The sequence below is a fragment of the Bordetella holmesii genome (assembly GCF_020735985.1).
Lineage (GTDB): Bacteria > Pseudomonadota > Gammaproteobacteria > Burkholderiales > Burkholderiaceae_B > Bordetella > Bordetella holmesii.
This window is the reverse complement of the sequence record NZ_CP085973.1, coordinates 742,470-758,453: the sequence shown is the minus strand read 5'-3', so window position 1 is coordinate 758,453 and position 15,984 is coordinate 742,470. Positions and strand designations below refer to the sequence as shown.

Below are 15,984 nucleotides of genomic sequence, written 5' to 3'. Positions count from 1 at the left end.
CGTTTAAACGTAGACTTTTTGCCCGCAAAACAAGGGATAACACCAATAGTGTTGACACTAAAGCGACGCCAAGAAATGACAGGCGTGGCCGAACAAGGCGGCCGCCAGTGCTCGCAGCGCCGCTCATCCCCATGAAAAACGCCCCGTGAAGGGGCGTCGAGAGCGTCAGACGTGCGGTCAGAATTCCTCGAGAAACCGCATTCGAAAGCGACGGCCTTTGATATTGCTGTTGGACAGACGTGCGAAGGCCTGTTTGGCGATCTGCCGGTCCAGCGCTACATAGGAAGTGAACTCGGTGATGTTGATTTTGCCGACCTGCTCGAACGTCAAGCCACCTTCGCCAGTCAAAGCGCCAAGCAGATCGCCTGGACGTAATTTATCTTTCTTGCCGCCCTGAATACTGAGCGTGATCATGGGCGCGCGCAGAGGACGATCCGCCTTGGCCCGCAGCGCCTTGATATCCGCCCACTTCAGAGGCGCTCCTTGGTACTGCTCGATCAGATTGGCCCAGCGCATCTCCTCAGCCGAGCACAGGCTCAATGCCAGGCCCTTCTGCTCACCCCGGCCGCTGCGGCCGATGCGGTGCACATGGACCTCCGTGTCCTTGGTCACGTCGACATTGATCACGGCACCGAGATTCTGGATATCCAGGCCTCGCGCGGCCACATCGGTGGCCACCAGCACCGCACAACTCTGATTGGCAAACTGGATCAGGATTTCATCGCGATCGCGTTGCTCGAGATCGCCATTGAGCGCCTGCGCGCTGATGCCGGCGGCTTGCAAGCGCTCGACCAGATCATGGCTGCGGATCTTGGTGTTGCAAAAGGCCAAAGTGGAGACCGAACGGAAATGGGCCAGCAGCGTGACCACGGCATCGAGCCGCTCGTCCTCGCCGATTTCGTAGAAAATCTGCTCGATGCGGTTGGCATCATGTTGCGCCTGCACCTTGACCTCGGCGGGGTTGCGCAGGAAACGGGCGCTCAGTTTGCGGATATTTTCTGGATAAGTCGCCGAAAACAGGAGCGTCTGGCGCTTGAGCGGGCAATGCGCAGCGATGGCAACGATGTCGTCATAAAAACCCATGTCCACCATGCGGTCTGCCTCATCGAGCACCAGCGTCTTCAGACCTGACAGATCCAGACTGCCGCGCGCCAGATGGTCCTGGATACGGCCCGGCGTACCCACCACCAGATGCGCGCCACGCGCCAGGGACTCGGCCTGGGGCCTGGCGGCCGCGCCGCCACACAGCGTCAGGATCTTGACGTTGGGAATGAGCCGGGCCAGCCGACGCAGTTCCTGGGCGACCTGATCGGCCAATTCGCGCGTGGGGCACACCACGAGCCCCTGCGGCAGCAGACGACCAACATCCAACGTCTGCAGCACGCCCAGCCCAAAAGCCGCCGTCTTGCCACTGCCGGTCATGGCCTGGGCAATCAGGTCGCGCCCGTCAAGAATGAGCGGCAGACTCTCGGCCTGAATAGGTGTCATCTGCTCAAAACCCAACCCCTGTAGATTGTCCAGAAGGGCGGGAAGCAGTGGCAACGAAGAAAAAGACGTGTCGGTCACGATACGGGCGGATGGCGACATCCGCAAAAAACAGGGTTGACCGACAGTGTATGCGGTCGGCGCCCTCTGCGTCCCGCCAAGTCAGCTCCCCCCCCGGCGGCCTCCCACGGGCCAGACGCGCCAACCCTGCGGATTGCAACGACGTGCACGCCGTGTCGCGCCATCTCAGGCGTTCTTCGCACACCCGGCGCATTCACATGTCACCGCGGCAGGCCTTATCATGGGGCAGGCCGCAAGCGCGGTCCCTGCCGAGAAAGGAGAGTCATTAGTGGTTCGATACGCAACGACAGCATCACACTTATCCCCGTTATATGCCGAGCACCGCAGGCGTCAGCAACGCCAGGTGCCCTGGTTGCTGGCGTTGCTGTTGGCGTTGATGCTTACTTGCTTATCGGCCTTCTGGTTGCCTGCCGCACATGCGCAGCTTGCCCCTGAACCGGCCGCACAGTCCGCGACAACGACACCAGAGGCGTTGACTCCGGCCGCACTGGCCGACCTGCTGGACAATCCCGCCACCCGCGAGGCGCTCGTAAAGACCTTGCGGCAGCAGTCGGCAGGACAAGCGCCTGCCACCGCCACGCAGAAAGCTCCCCTGGCCGCTGCGGAGCCGGGGCTGCAAGAGCGCATGACCGACAACCTGCAGCGCTTCCTGACAGGCCTGGCCGCCGATACAGGTCAGGGGGTGGAAGATTTGCGCAAGCTCGCCTACGGGCAGAGCCTGCGCATGGACGGACAAACCGCCACTCACGTGTTCCTGCCGCTAGGCCTGACTGCACTTGCCACGATTATCGCTTTCATTCTGTTGCGCCTGATTGCGCTGCGAATCTATACGCGCATCGATCACTGGGTGGCCGACTGCGCCCCCGAGACCACTGCTCGCCCCCTGCCCCTGCGGGTGTTGTACCAGCGCGCAGGAGCCATCCTGGGTGCGGTGGCCATCGATGCCGGCATCGTGCTGCTTGCCGCTGCAGCAGGCGGCGCAGCAGGGCTGTGGGGCACGCCCGCCACGGGAAAACTGGACGCGCTGGCGATTTTGTTTCTGCGCGCGTTCGTCTCCGTCGAGCTTGTCAAAGTCGTAATACGCACGATCTTCGCCGTACGCCATCCCCACCTTCGCCTGCTGCCAATGGCCGACGAACATGCCAGGTACTGGAACGCGTGGCTCATACGCGTGGTGGCGATCGCCGGCTACGGCACGTTGCTGGTCGCGCCGGTCATCGCAATCGCCCTTTCGCCAGCGCTCGGCCACCTGGCCAGCCTGATCATCATGCTTGCGGTCTATATCTACGCGGTCAGGGTGATCTGGCACAACCGCCAAGCGGTGCGCTCCCACCTGGAGCACCGAGCGGCTCATGCGGCTACCTTCATGGGTACGCGACTGCGATTCCTGTCGCGCATCTGGCACATTCTTGGCATCGGCTACTTCACCATTTTGCTGGTGCTCAGCCAGATCGACCCGACCAATGCGCTGCCCTTCATGGCCCGGGCCACGCTGCAAACGCTGTTGTCCATCGGCGCGGGCAGTCTCATCATCCTCATGCTGAACACGGTGCTGGCAAAACGCATCCATCTGCCCGATGACCTGCGCCGTCGGCTTCCTCTGCTCGAGACTCGCGTCAACGCCTATGTGCCGGCCACCCTGAAGTTCATCGGCTGGATCGTACGGATCGTCATCCTCTTGCTCATACTGGATGCGTGGCATGCGTTCGATCTGTCGAGCTGGTTGGCGTCTGACCGCGGGGCAGCGGCCATCCGCATGGTGATCAACATCGCCATTGTGCTGCTCATCGCCACCCTGGCCTGGACCGTGATCGCCAGCGTCATCGAACACCGCCTCAGCCAAAGCGAAGGCTGCGGCATGCCCAGCGCGCGCGAACGCACGCTGCTGGCGCTGTTTCGCAATGCTGCTCTGATCGTCATCGTCACCATGACGCTGATGGTGCTCTTGTCGCAAATCGGCATCGACGTGGGCCCGCTTATCGCCGGCGCTGGCGTGGTGGGCCTGGCCATTGGCTTTGGCGCCCAGAAGCTGGTGCAGGACATCATCACCGGGGTTTTCATTCAGCTGGAGAACGGCATGAATGAAAACGACGTCGTGGAGGTCGCCGGCGTCTTCGGCACCGTAGAAAAAATGACGATCCGCTCGGTCGGCATACGGACGCTGGACGGGGGCTACCATCTGGTTCCCTTCTCATCGGTGGATGTTGTGGCCAATCACATGCGTGATTTCTCCTATCACCTGGGCGAATACACGATCGCGCATCGCGAAAGCGTTGACGACGCCATCGAACATATGCGCGCGGCGTTTGCCGAATTGTTGACCGACTCGGTCCTGGGTCCTGAGATCATCGAGGACATGACGGTTGCCGGTGTCACCGCCGTCAACGACAAGGGCGTCACCATCCGCATTCTCATCAAGACCACGCCCGGGATGCAGTGGGCCGTGCAACGCGGCTACAACCGCCTGCTGAAGAAACACTTCGACGCGGCCAACATCGAGCTGCCCTATCCTCATACGGTGGTGTACTTCGGCCAGGACAAGCGCGGGTATGCGCCTGCGACCAACGTCGTCATGCAACCCGAACGCCTCGATCAAGGAGAGAACGCCGCCGCGCCCGGACAAACCCGCCGGGCGCTGGAGCCGACGGATCGCGCCGACGATACCTCCGAGGTGCTTGGCAATGAGCTCGAGCTTCGTGACGAGCCGCCTCGCCAGGGCTAGGCCGACCCGCCGGGCCGGTCGTTTGCCTCGGCATGGCCGGTGTCTCTGCATCACTGCCTAGATACCGGCCCAGGTGCGCCGGCCAGGCTCGGCTAGCAAGGGCTCAGTTACCGTTGATCCAGTTTTCGGTGTCCTGGATGAACCAGGGCAGATTCAGACGTTCGCCTTCGCCCGATTGGATCGTCAGGCGGCGATTGGACGGCGGCTGCCCCCGCCCCGGTTCGGAGCCCGCGTCTGGCGCACGCGAACGATAGTCGATGCCATCCTGTCCGCGAGCGGCTTGCCTGGCGCAGCCGGTGATCGACGCGCACGTCGCGAACACACACAACGCGACAAGCGCACGCGCACCGAAAACCAAGGCGTTATTCATGACAAGTCTCCTGCCGACGGTTGTAGCGCAAGGTCTGCTGGCCGGGCGTACCGTCTCACGCGCTGCCGGCCAACGCACGATACATGGCAGGATACGCGCGCAGGGCCCACTTCTCGATTTCGATCGCCAGAAACACCACCACCGCGCCGCCCACAAGCGCGGGCCAGGCCATGGCTGGCAACGGCTCTGTCTGGAATATGGCCTGCATCCACGGGGCATACGTAAAGAGCAGTTGCAACACCAGCACCGCTGCGATCCCCAGCCACACATAGGGGTTGGACCGATGCGCGCGCCATGATAATGAAGAGTCGACCAGATAGCGGATATTGAACAGATAGAAAACCTGGCCCAGCGTAATGGCGTTGACGGCAGCCGTGCGCGCCATATCGTCGCTCACTCCTTGCGAGCGCATGACAAAAAAAGCGGCCAGCGTGTAGAGAATCAGCAACCCTCCCACGAAAAGTATGCGCCAGATGCCGAAGCGCGTGACGATGGGTCGATCCACCGATCTCGGAGGCTGACGCATGACTCCCGGCTCGTGGGGTTCAAACGAGACTGCCAGCCCCAAGGCCACCGACGTCACCATATTCACCCACAACACCTGCGGCGCAGTCAGGGGCAAGGCCAGGCCCATAATGATCGCAATGGCAATCACCGCCCCCTGCGCCACATTGGTCGGCAACATGAACAACATCGCTTTCTCGATGTTGTTGTAGACCGTGCGGCCCTCTTTCACGGCAGCGGCGATCGACGCGAAGTTATCGTCGGCCAGAATCATGCCTGCGGCCTCCTTGGTTACCTCGGTACCCTTGATGCCCATGGCGATGCCGATATCCGCTTTTTTCAAGGCCGGCGCATCATTGACGCCGTCGCCCGTCATTGCGACGATCTGCCGGTTGGCCTGCATCGCCTTGACCAACCTGAGCTTGTGCTCCGGACTGGTGCGCGCAAACACATCCACGTCGCGCACACACTCCTGGAGCGCGGCGTCATTCATGGCTTCGATCTCGGCCCCGGTGACAGCCGTCTTACCATCTCCGATGCCCAGCATCCCGGCAATGGCTGCCGCGGTGACTTTGTGGTCTCCCGTGATCATCGTCACGCGAATACCGCCGGCATGGCATTCGCGCACGGCCTGCATGGCCTCTTTGCGCGGCGGGTCCATCAAACCGACCAGTCCCAGCAAAATCAGGTTATGCGGTAAGTCTGCCGGCCCCAGGTTGCCTGCCGCCAGGCTGGGGTGCGGCAGCCAGGCCAGCGCCAGCACACGTTCGCCCCGCGCGGCGAGGTCTTGGCCCTGTGCTTCAAAACGCTCGCGATCCAGGGGCATTGCACCATCACCCATCTGCTGCCGATCGCAGTGGGCCATGATGATTTCGGGAGCGCCCTTGACCAAAAGTATGTGTCCGTCTGCGCCACGGTTGAGCGTCGCCATGAACTTGTGATCGGACTCGAACGGAATTGCATCCACCCGGGGCCAGGCGGCAGTCTCTGGCCCAAGCTCCATGCCCAACTTTGCCGCAAACGGATAAAGCGCGCCTTCGGTCGGATCGCCCTGCACTTTCCATTGCTCATCCACCCGGACCAACGATGCATCGTTGCACAGCAGGCTGACCCGCCCAAGCAAGCTCAGCGACACGGTATCTGCGGGCTGCCCCTGCATCGTCACCCGGCCCTCAGGCGCATAGCCATTGCCGCTGACGTCGTAAACGCCCTCGGCGGTCACGACCGAGGTAACCATCATTTCCATCAGCGTGAGAGTGCCCGTCTTATCCGAGCAGATACGCGATACCGCCCCCAGCGTCTCCACTGCCGGCAAACGACGGATGATGGCATTGCGCCGTGCCATGCGGGTCACGCCGATGGCCAGCGTGATGGTGATCAGCGCTGGCAGGCCCTCGGGGATGACGGACACGGTGATGCCGACAATGGCCTGGAACAACTCGACAAAACTCAGGTGACCCAGCCAATGCCCCCAGGCAAACAGCACTACCGCCAGGATCATGATCACTGCGGTGATCACATAGCCAAAGCGCGCGATCTGACGCAGCAGTGGCGTATCGAGGACGGCCACATCGGTCAACATCTGATTGATCCGCCCCAACTCGCTGCGGCTGCCGGTGGCCACGACGACCCCGGTTGCTCGGCCGGAGACGACCATCGTGCCGGAAAATGCCAGGTTATGGCGATCGCCGATGGTCGCCTTGGCGGCCACGACCGCCACGGTTTTCTCCACCGGTACGGACTCCCCTGTCAGGGCCGACTCGTCAGTCAGCAGATTTTTCACGTCGACCAGGCGCAAATCCGCCGGTACGCGATCGCCTGACTCGAGCAACACCACATCGCCCGGCACGACATCGGCCGCGGAAATGAGGCGGCTGTGCCCCTCGCGCACGACCCGTGCCTCGGAGGAAAGCATATGCCGAATGGCGTCCAAGGCCTTTTCAGCGCGCCCTTCCTGGAAAAAACCGAGCAGGGCGTTGAGCACCACCACCGCCAGGATGATGGACGCGTCCAGCCACAGTCCCAGCATCATCTTGATGAAACTGGCCACCAGCAGCACGTAGTTCAGGACATTATTGAATTGGGCCAACAACCTCATCAAAGGGTGTTTTTTCTCGCCCTGAGGCAACACATTGGGCCCGGACCGCGCCAGCCGGGCCTGCGCTTGGTCGTTGGACAGCCCATCGCGCACATCCACCGTCAGTGCCTGAGCCACCTCATCGGCCGTCCGAGCATGCCAGTTGGCCTGGCTGTCTTCGCCGGCAGGGATGGCCGTCGCATTGGGCGTTGCCGCCCGGCCGGTCAGGGATTCCATCTACGACTCCATGCACGTATGGGGACGATTCAATATATCGGATGCTGGCAAGACCGTCGAGCCGCCGGGGAGCCGGCCAAGTCATCGCCCGCGGACACGCAGTTCTTGCCTGCGTCTTATCTGTTCTTTACAATAAATAATAGTTATCATTTGCAAGTATTTTGCGATGTCCTCCCCCAAGCACGCCCAAGTCGAGACGCTCTATGCGGACCATCACGGATGGCTGCAGGGATGGATGCGCCGCCAATTGGGTAACTCCTTCGAAGCCGCCGACCTCGCTCACGACGTATTCGTCCGGTTGCTGGGCCGCCCCACCATAGAAACCCGCGAGCCACGTGCCTACCTGAGCACGATTGCCCGGGGCCTGCTCGTGGACCACTGGCGCCGCCGCGAGCTGGAGCGCGCCTGGCTCGAGGTCCTGGCTAACACGCCGCAGGAATTGGCTCCTTCGCCCGAGAGCCGCATGCTGGTGCTGGAGGCGCTCATCAAAATCGACCAGATGCTTGACTCCCTCAAACCCAAGGTACGCCAGGCCTTTTTGTGGGCCCAGCTCGACGGCATGCGCTGTCCGCAGATCGCCGAACGGCTTGGCGTATCCCTGGCCACCGCCGAGCGCTACGTGGCGGCGGGTCTGCGGCAGTGCTATACCCACCGGTTTGGTGCGCCGTGAGCGAGGCCGGCATCATCCCTTCGGCTGTGGTCGACGAGGCCATCGCCTGGTCGGTAAAACTCAATTTCGGCTCGCCCGACCCCGATACCTGTGCGGCCTTTGAGCGCTGGTTTCGTGCGGCGCCCGCGCACGAGAGCGCCTGGGCGCGGATGCAGGCGCTGAACGCGGACTTCCACGCCGTTCCCCAGGGGCTGGCGCTCGATACACTCTCTGCCATGGGCGCCGCTCACAGCCAACGGCAACTGCGCCGTCGCGCGATTCTCAAGGGCATGCTGGTGGCCGGCGGCGTGGCAGGCACAGGCTGGGCCGTACACGACCACACCCCCTGGCAAAGCGTACTGGCCGACGTCCGCACCTCCGTCGGGGGCACCGACCGATTGCGCCTGGCGGACGGCACCCTGCTGATCCTGAACACCGACAGTGCGGTGGACGTGCAGATGCAGGCCGCAGAACGCGTGGTCGTGCTCTACCGGGGGGAAATTTCCGTCGATACGGGGCGGGACCCCGCTTCGCCATCCAAGCGGCCCTTTTTTGTACGCACGCCTTTTGGCGCCATACAGGCGCTCGGAACCCGGTTCGTCGTGCGTCTGGGCGATGACTACGCCCAGGTCAGCGTCCAGCAGGACGCCGTCGCGTTGCGCCCGACCGATAACACATCGACCGTTGTCGCTCAGGCCGGGCAGACGTGGCAATTGCGCCGCCAGACGGCTCAGCAGATGAGTGACCCGGCCATGGCTGCCGACGCCTGGGTGGCCGGCGCGATCGAAGGCAAGGACATGCGGCTGGCGGATCTGTTGGCCGAGCTGGCACGCTACCGCCACGGCCGCATCACCTGCTCAGCCGACATCGCCGATATAAAGGTATCAGGCACCTACCATGTCAATGACACGGATCGCGCGCTGAGTTTCCTGGCCCAGACCCTGCCGGTGCGGGTGCGTTACTGGACGCGCTATTGGGTTGTAGTTCAGCCGGCCTGACAAAAAATAAAAATTTTTGAGGGGATTTGCGTTCTGGATCGGCCTACAGGGAAAGACACCTTTCAATCCGGCTCCTCAAGACTACGCAATGAACCGCAATCGCACTTGCAAGACCGCGCGCCTAGCGCCTCTGCCCGCCCTGATATCCACGGTCTTTTCCGGCCTGCTCTGCAGCGCGGCATTGGCCTGGGTACCCCCCACGGCCCAGGCGCAAAGCGCTCCATCGGCGCAGGATACCGACGTTGCCTTCGCGATCGAGGCAGGCCCCCTGGACCAGGCACTGAACCAGTTCGCGCGCACCGCAGGCGTGAATGTTTCCTTTGACGCCAGTCAACTGGCCGGCCTGCAGAGCCGCGGCCTGCAAGGCCGCTACGGCGCATCCAGCGGCCTGCGGGCGCTTCTGGCAGGCAGCGGTTTTGAAGGTGTGCGCCTGCCCAGTGGCGGTTATGCGGTGCGGCGCCTGCCGGCCGGCGCCGCCACCATGCTGGAGCCCGTCTCCGTCACGGGCCAGGAGTACCGTCTGCGTTCGGAAGGCACCGGATCCTATACGACGCCGGCAGTCACGATCGGCAGAGGTGAACAACGGCTGCGCGACATCCCGCAGTCTGTCAGCGTGGTCACCCGCCAGCGCCTCGATGAGCAGAATCTGACCTCCGTATATGACGCGCTGGAAAACACCACCGGTGTCACCTTGCAGCAAAGTCCCCAAGGCGGCAAATATATCTACTCGCGCGGCTTTGACAACAGCATCATCCAGTATGACGGCGTGCCATTGGAACGCAATATGTATGGCCGTGCCAGCAACTATTCGGGTGGCACGGCGTTCTATGACCGCCTGGAAGTACTACGTGGCGCGGCAGGACTGCTGCAAGGGTCGGGCTCGCCAGGCGGCGCGGTAAATCTGGTACGCAAACGCCCCCTGGAAGAGGACCGGCTCGCGATCGAGACCAAAGCCGGAAGCTGGGACCGCTATGGCCTGCAGCTGGATGGCAGCAAGATCCTGAACGAAGACGGCAGCCTGCGCGGCCGCGCTGTCATCGACCGGCAGGACAACCACTCCTTCGTCGATCGCGTCGATCTGCTCAACACCACCGTCTACGGTACGCTCGAGTACGACATAACCCCCCGCACGCAGGTCAACGTGGGCTATAGCCACGAAGAGCTCAGCGGCCGCCCCTCGATTTCTGGCCTGCCGCGCTACAGCACCGGCGAAGAGGTGGATTTCAAGCGATCCACCAGCTATGCCGCTGACTGGAACCATCAGAAAACCACCAATCAAGGTTTTTACGCCGACCTCACCCACGCCTTCAACGATGACTGGCGTGCGAAGATCACCGGCGCCTATGTCCAGGAAAACCAGCGCCTCAAGTACACCGCCTCCAGCCGTGCCGTGAACCCCACCACGCAGATGGGCACCGTCTCGGCGGCACGAACGGTAGCGGATATCGACACTTCAGGCCTGGATGCGAACCTCACAGGCAAGTTCCGCGCCTTCGGGCGCACGCACGAAGTGGTGTTGGGCACCAACTATGGCCACAGCAAGATCGATACGTCTTACGCCTACCTGGTCAACTACGCCACTTTCAACGCCTTCCGGTTTGACCCGGACCTGCCAGAGCCCAGCACGGCCGCCCTGCGCGCCGGCACGGACGAAGTTCGCGATGGGTCCAACCGCCAACTTGGCTTTTACGGCACCACGCGCCTGCAACTGGCCGACCCCCTCAAACTTGTCTTGGGCACGCGCTACAGCCGCTCCAAACGGATCTGGACCACCGACACCACGACCGCAGGGAAGTTGACCAACGGCCAGAAACGGCAGGCCAACGACCACGTCACGCCGTATGCCGGCCTGATCCTGGATCTGACTCCGCAATGGACGACCTACGTCAGCTACACGGATATTTTCCAGCCGCAAAGCGAAGTCAATGCGTCGGGCCAGTCGCTCAAGCCCATCGTCGGCGACAGCTATGAACTCGGCCTCAAGGGCGAACTGCTGGACGGCCGGCTGAATACCGCATTCGCGATCTTCCGCATCGATCAGAACCACCGCGCCCAGGTCGACTACAACACCAGCCCGACCTGCTCTGCGGACTACTATTGCTACACCGACGCCGGGAAGGTGCGCAGCCAAGGCTTTGACGCAGAGGTCAACGGCGAACTGCTGCCCGGGTGGAATCTGTATGCCGGCTATACCTTCAATACGACCAAGTACCTGAAGGATCAGGACAGCGAGGGCAAGGCCTTCGCCTGGTACACCCCCAAGCATATCTTCCGCCTCTGGACCACGTATCAGTTGCCGGGCGACTGGAGCGCTCTCACCGTCGGTGGCGGCGTCAACGTGCAAAGCTCGCAGTCGCGCCAGATTGGAGCCACCACGGTTCAGGCCAGCGGACGTGCGGTCTGGAATGCATACAGCAAGTACCAGATCAACCGCAACTGGTCCGCTGCGCTCAATATCAACAACATCTTTAACAAGACCTATTACAGCGCCGTGGGCAACCTGGTCAACGGTATCCACTACGGCGAACCCCGCAATGTCATGTTGACGCTGCGAGGCACGTACTAAACATGAAACCGGGCCTGCGCCAGCGCATGAGCTGGCTGCATACCTGGTGCGGGCTGGTGGGCGCCTGGCTGCTGTGCCTGATTTTCCTGGCTGGCAGCCTGAGCGTATTTCGCGCCCCCATCTCCCGCTGGATGGGGGCGGAGCCGCCCTTGCCCTCCAAGCCGGTTCAGGTGCCGCAGGCGGATGTCCTCGCCCACGCCGCACGCTTTCTCTCCGGGCAGGACGCGCATGCCCGGTTCTGGCGCATCGAGCTGCCGGGTGAAACCTCGCAGACCCTGCGTCTGGTGTGGCGCAGCGCCAGCGGCGCCACGCATGAAGCGACCATGGATCCGCGCGATGGTGCGCTGCTGCCTCAGCCCTGGGGCCGCAAGACCGAGGGCGGGCGTCATTTCATGACGCTGCACTACTCGTTGCATGCCAGCACCGCTGGCTTCTGGCTCGTGGGTGCGTTGACGGTCGCTATGCTGGTGGCACTGTTGTCCGGCATCATTGTCCATAAGCGCATCTTCAAGGATTTCTTCACCCTCCGGCGCGGCCCCGGGCAGCGTGCCTGGCTGGACGGCCACAATGCTTGCGCCGTACTCACCCTGCCCTTTCAACTCATGATCGCCTACACCGGGCTGGCGATTTTCTATACCAGCTACATGCCCGGTCCGTTGCAATCGGTCTATGGCGAGCAAGGCTACGCGCGCTGGCAAGCCGACCTCTCGCGGCAGGAGACGCCCGGCAGCGCCGTTGCCCTGCCTGCTGCTCCTGCGCTGCAGGCGGATCGTCCCGTACGCGAGCAAACCGGGGCCTTGCTGCGGGTCGCTGAAGCGGCCTTGGGCAACCCCGCGCGCATGATAATGATCGAACGTCCCGGCCAGCCTCGTGAGCGCATCACCATCTACGCGCATCCGGATAGTGACTCGACACAACGCCACTTGATCAGTCCGGCCGGCCGGCTGGCCTTCGATGGCGTCAGTGGCCGGCCCGTCGCGCTCATGGCGGGCCAACCCGCTGCGGACTCGGCCCACGAAGTCATGGAACGGCTGCACGTCGCCAGCTATGGCGGCTGGATCGTCAAATGGCTTTACTTCGTCTGCGGCCTGGCGGGCACGCTGATGATGGCCTGCGGTGCGGTTCTGTTCATCATCAAACGGCGCAATAGGCCGGAGGGCGAGTTCGGCCGGCTCACGCCGGGCTTTTACCGTCTGGCCGAGTCTTTCAATGTCGCGGCCATCGCCGGCGCGGCCGTGGCCTGTATTGCCTACCTCCATGCCAACCGGCTGATTCCAGCGCATCTGCCAGGCCGCGATGCCTGGGAGATCAAGGCATTCCTGCTGATCTGGCTTTTGAGCCTGGCGCATGCCTGTGTGCGTCCACCCCTACGCGCCTGGGCCGAGCAGTTTGCCTGCGCCGCGCTGCTTTGCCTGCTTTTGCCCTTCGTCAACGCCCTGTCCACCGGAGAACACATCTTCACGTATGTGCGGGCAGGCGATTGGTAGGCCGCACTGGTGGAAGGCACCATTCTGGCCTTCGGTGGTCTCTTTGCAGCGCTGGCCTGGCGCCTGCGCCGCACCATGCGCTGGACGCCCAAGGCTGGCCGGGCAGTCGCCCTGCCGCGCGGCTATCGCTGGCAAGTGCTGGCAAGAGTTCTGTCGGCCATCGTTGGGGGATACGCGTTCAGCAGTGTGGGCGCTACCCTGCTGGCGCGAACCCTTGCCTTTAGCGGCATGACAAGCCCCGCGTTTGGCGTGGCCACCGCCAGTATGTTGAGTTTTCTGATCTTTACGCTGACCGCGCTGTGGGTGTTTGCGGCCCCGCGCGCCTGGCTATGGCTGCTGCTGGCATCGGGATCGCTGGCGCTGCTGGTCTGGTTGCTGGAGCGGGCATGACGCCGTCGATCGCTGCGACAACTGCGCTCGCCTTGACCTTCGCCGCCTTCGCCTGTCTGGCTCTGGCCATGGACCGGCATCATGAACAGGTCACCGGTCTGGATACCCCGGCCACACGCCGGTGGATGCTGCGCCTCAATGGCGTGGCGCTCGCGCTGGCGGGCCTGACCTGCTGCCTTCAGGCGTGGGGCAGCGCCGTGGCAGCGTTGGTATGGCTGGGTCTGCTGTCCTGCGGGGCCATCCTCGTCACCCTGATGCTCAGCTACGCCCCGCGCCGACTGCCGGCCACCGCCCTCGCGGCAGCCCTGGCCGCGTTGGCTCTGCTATGCCTATGAGCGGCGGCACTCAGTCCGGGCGCTTGCCTTCATAGGCGTTCTGCAAGAGTACACGCAGCGCCTCGGACTCGAGCGGACGCGGATTCGGATAGGGCGTGCTCAGTGCGATCTGGCAGGCCCGATCCAGATCCGCCTCGAGCATACCGATATCCCGCAATGCGGTCGGCGCCCCGAGACTGCGCGCAAGATCGAACACGCCCTGAGCGGCGTGCGCGACCTGAAGCGCCGAGGCGATCCGCGCCATGGCCGCGGGTGCTGCGGCGGCGTTATACGCCAGCGCATGGGGCAGAATCACCGTGTGAACCTCGGCATGCGGCAAATTGAAACTACCTCCCAAGGTGTGACAGAGCTTGTGATGCAACGCCATGCCCACGTTACCCAACACCGTGCCGCATAGCCAGGCACCGTACAGCGCGTCGGCGCGCGCGGCCGCCGCCTGGTCCGTGTGGGCCAGGCGCGGCAAGGCGAGCGCCAGCGCACGAATGCCCTCCTGCGCCATCAGATCCATGATGGGATTGCGATCCTGGGCATACAGGCCTTCGGCCGCGTGAGCAATGGCATTGATCCCGCTTGTCAGGCTGATGCCGGGCGGCAAGTCATAGCTGAGTTCAGGGTCATAGATCACCGTGCGCGGCAAGACCCTGACATCACGACCGGTTCTCTTCAAGCCCGCCTCGGTCACGCCGTAAATGGGTGTCATCTCCGATCCGGCGTAGGTCGTCGGTACCGCTATTACAGGCAAGCCGGTCTCTAGCGCAATCGCTTTGCCCAGCCCGATGGTAGATCCGCCGCCTACGGCCACCGCACAGTCAGCCTGCTGTTGACGCGCCTGCGCACGCGCCCTATGCACCACTTCCATAGGCACGTGCATGACGGCCTCGTCAAACACGCCTGCCACGCGCTCAGGACCGAGCAGCGCGGCAACCTGCTCGGCCTGCCCGCGCTGGGCAGGCGTGCAAAGCATCAGCGCGCGACGCAGGGTCAACGCATCCAGTTCGGCAGGCAATCGCGCCAGGCTGCCCGGGCCGAAGACGACGCGCTGCGCCTGGCTGGTATAGGTAAAAGAATCCATCGTCGCCGGTGTATCCGTCATTGAGCCACAATCCCCTGTGCCTTGATAAGCTTGCCCCAACGGTCGGACTCCGACTTGACCAGGGCATTCATTTCTTCACGGCCGCCGGCCACGACATCGAACCCGGACTCATTGATTCGTTGCGCCACCGCAGGGTCGCGTAATGCTTCGATCGTAATCTGGGACAATTTGTCCAGCCTATCGGCAGGCGTTGCGGCCGGCGCCACCATGCCCACCCACGAGTAGATTTCAAACCCTGGATAGCTTTCCGCGACAGCAGGCGTTTGCGGCAGAGCCGGCACACGCGACGGCGCGGTCACCGCCAGCGCCCGCAACTTGCCAGCCTGGATATGCGGCAACACCAGGGGCAGGCTGGCGATCATGGACTCCACGTGTCCGCCCAACAGATCCGTGATGGCCGGACCGCCCCCGCGATACGGCGTATGCAGACCGCTGCTGCCGGCCGTTTGATGGAACAGCTCGGCAGCCAGATGGTTGGAGCTACCCGGGCCGACCGACGCATACGAGACGTTGCCGTGTTTGGCTGCGGCGACATAGTCGGCCAGGCTACGGTAAGGCGTGCCCGGAGCGACGACGAGCACCATGGGGGAGCGCACCATGTACGACACGCCGGTGAGGTCCTTCTCCGTGGAGTACGGCAGCCTCGGATAGATATGCTGCTCGGTCGCGTAAGAGTCGAACACCATCTCCACCGTGTAGCCGTCCGCCGGGGCCTTGGCCACCAGGGCCGTGCCTATCGTGCCGCCCGCGCCGCCTCGATTGTCTATCACCACCGTCTGACCCAGCTTGTCCTGCAAGGATTGCTGCAACTGCCTGGCAACTTTATCGACGGTTCCTCCAGCCGCAAAGGGAACGACGACGGTCAGCGGTTTGCTCGGATAGGATTCTGCGGCAGCGGGCGTCAAACTGGCGCCCCAGCCCAGCAGGCTCAAGGCGCTTGCGGCCAACCCGGCGCGGGTACGGCGATTGATGATAAGGGCGTGCATGAAG

General features: G+C 63.2%; 12 protein-coding genes. 7 read left to right on the top strand and 5 right to left on the bottom strand.

From position 1 onward, the window contains the following. Window positions 1-177: 177 nt before the first annotated feature. Complete coding sequence (dbpA, locus tag LK440_RS03505; RefSeq protein WP_005015268.1) at window positions 178-1,566, bottom strand: ATP-dependent RNA helicase DbpA; 1,389 nt, start codon at window positions 1,564-1,566, stop codon at window positions 178-180. A 343-nt stretch (window positions 1,567-1,909) separates the two neighbouring features. On the opposite strand from dbpA, the gene LK440_RS03500 reads away from it, so the two are divergent. Beyond that, window positions 1,910-4,288: a mechanosensitive ion channel domain-containing protein gene (locus tag LK440_RS03500; RefSeq protein ID WP_005015270.1), complete on the top strand. Its 2,379-nt coding sequence runs from the start codon at window positions 1,910-1,912 to the stop codon at window positions 4,286-4,288. 103 nt (window positions 4,289-4,391) lie between these two features. Here LK440_RS03500 and LK440_RS03495 read toward each other — a convergent pair whose 3' ends face one another. Next, complete coding sequence (locus LK440_RS03495; protein ID WP_005015271.1) at window positions 4,392-4,658, bottom strand: hypothetical protein; 267 nt, start codon at window positions 4,656-4,658, stop codon at window positions 4,392-4,394. Between the two features lie 55 nt (window positions 4,659-4,713). Beyond that, window positions 4,714-7,476, bottom strand: coding sequence for a cation-transporting P-type ATPase (locus tag LK440_RS03490; protein ID WP_005015272.1), 2,763 nt, complete (start codon window positions 7,474-7,476; stop codon window positions 4,714-4,716). A gap of 166 nt (window positions 7,477-7,642) precedes the next feature. On the opposite strand from LK440_RS03490, the gene LK440_RS03485 reads away from it, so the two are divergent. The 6 genes from LK440_RS03485 to LK440_RS03460 all read left to right on the top strand — a co-directional run bounded on the left by LK440_RS03485 (window position 7,643) and on the right by LK440_RS03460 (window position 13,901). Continuing rightward, window positions 7,643-8,146 carry a sigma-70 family RNA polymerase sigma factor gene (locus LK440_RS03485; protein WP_005015275.1) on the top strand — a complete coding sequence of 168 codons (504 nt, stop codon included), beginning with the start codon at window positions 7,643-7,645 and terminating at the stop codon, window positions 8,144-8,146. Further along, window positions 8,143-9,123 (top strand): FecR domain-containing protein, encoded by a 981-nt coding sequence (locus LK440_RS03480; RefSeq protein WP_005015276.1) that lies wholly within the window; start codon window positions 8,143-8,145, stop codon window positions 9,121-9,123. Before LK440_RS03485 ends, LK440_RS03480 begins: the two co-directional genes overlap by 4 nt. Before the next feature lie 88 nt (window positions 9,124-9,211). Next, window positions 9,212-11,689 (top strand): TonB-dependent siderophore receptor, encoded by a 2,478-nt coding sequence (locus tag LK440_RS03475; protein WP_005015277.1) that lies wholly within the window; start codon window positions 9,212-9,214, stop codon window positions 11,687-11,689. Between the two features lie 2 nt (window positions 11,690-11,691). Then, window positions 11,692-13,176, top strand: coding sequence for a PepSY-associated TM helix domain-containing protein (locus LK440_RS03470; protein WP_005015278.1), 1,485 nt, complete (start codon window positions 11,692-11,694; stop codon window positions 13,174-13,176). Between the two features lie 9 nt (window positions 13,177-13,185). Further along, window positions 13,186-13,566 carry a hypothetical protein gene (locus LK440_RS03465; protein WP_005015283.1) on the top strand — a complete coding sequence of 127 codons (381 nt, stop codon included), beginning with the start codon at window positions 13,186-13,188 and terminating at the stop codon, window positions 13,564-13,566. After that, window positions 13,563-13,901 (top strand): DUF3325 domain-containing protein, encoded by a 339-nt coding sequence (locus tag LK440_RS03460; RefSeq protein WP_005015284.1) that lies wholly within the window; start codon window positions 13,563-13,565, stop codon window positions 13,899-13,901. Before LK440_RS03465 ends, LK440_RS03460 begins: the two co-directional genes overlap by 4 nt. 10 nt (window positions 13,902-13,911) lie before the next feature. On the opposite strand, the gene LK440_RS03455 is transcribed toward LK440_RS03460, so the two are convergent. Then, the gene (locus LK440_RS03455) at window positions 13,912-14,994 is read right to left on the bottom strand and encodes a maleylacetate reductase (protein WP_017685312.1); all 1,083 of its coding nucleotides are present in this window, start codon (window positions 14,992-14,994) and stop codon (window positions 13,912-13,914) included. Further along, on the bottom strand, window positions 14,991-15,980 hold the full coding sequence (locus tag LK440_RS03450; RefSeq protein ID WP_005015289.1) for a tripartite tricarboxylate transporter substrate binding protein: 990 nt from the start codon (window positions 15,978-15,980) through the stop codon (window positions 14,991-14,993). Before LK440_RS03450 ends, LK440_RS03455 begins: the two co-directional genes overlap by 4 nt. Window positions 15,981-15,984: the final 4 nt, after the last annotated feature.

Excerpts from the sequence above, each read along its gene's own strand:
- LK440_RS03495 (WP_005015271.1), bottom strand. The coding sequence starts at position 4,658 with ATGAATAACGCCTTGGTTTTCGGTGCGCGTGCGCTTGTCGCGTTGTGT.
- LK440_RS03490 (WP_005015272.1), bottom strand. The coding sequence starts at position 7,476 with ATGGAATCCCTGACCGGCCGGGCGGCAACGCCCAATGCGACGGCCATC.
- LK440_RS03485 (WP_005015275.1), top strand. The coding sequence starts at position 7,643 with ATGTCCTCCCCCAAGCACGCCCAAGTCGAGACGCTCTATGCGGACCAT.
- LK440_RS03475 (WP_005015277.1), top strand. The coding sequence starts at position 9,212 with ATGAACCGCAATCGCACTTGCAAGACCGCGCGCCTAGCGCCTCTGCCC.
- LK440_RS03470 (WP_005015278.1), top strand. The coding sequence starts at position 11,692 with ATGAAACCGGGCCTGCGCCAGCGCATGAGCTGGCTGCATACCTGGTGC.
- LK440_RS03460 (WP_005015284.1), top strand. The coding sequence starts at position 13,563 with ATGACGCCGTCGATCGCTGCGACAACTGCGCTCGCCTTGACCTTCGCC.
- LK440_RS03455 (WP_017685312.1), bottom strand. The coding sequence starts at position 14,994 with ATGACGGATACACCGGCGACGATGGATTCTTTTACCTATACCAGCCAG.
- LK440_RS03450 (WP_005015289.1), bottom strand. The coding sequence starts at position 15,980 with ATGCACGCCCTTATCATCAATCGCCGTACCCGCGCCGGGTTGGCCGCA.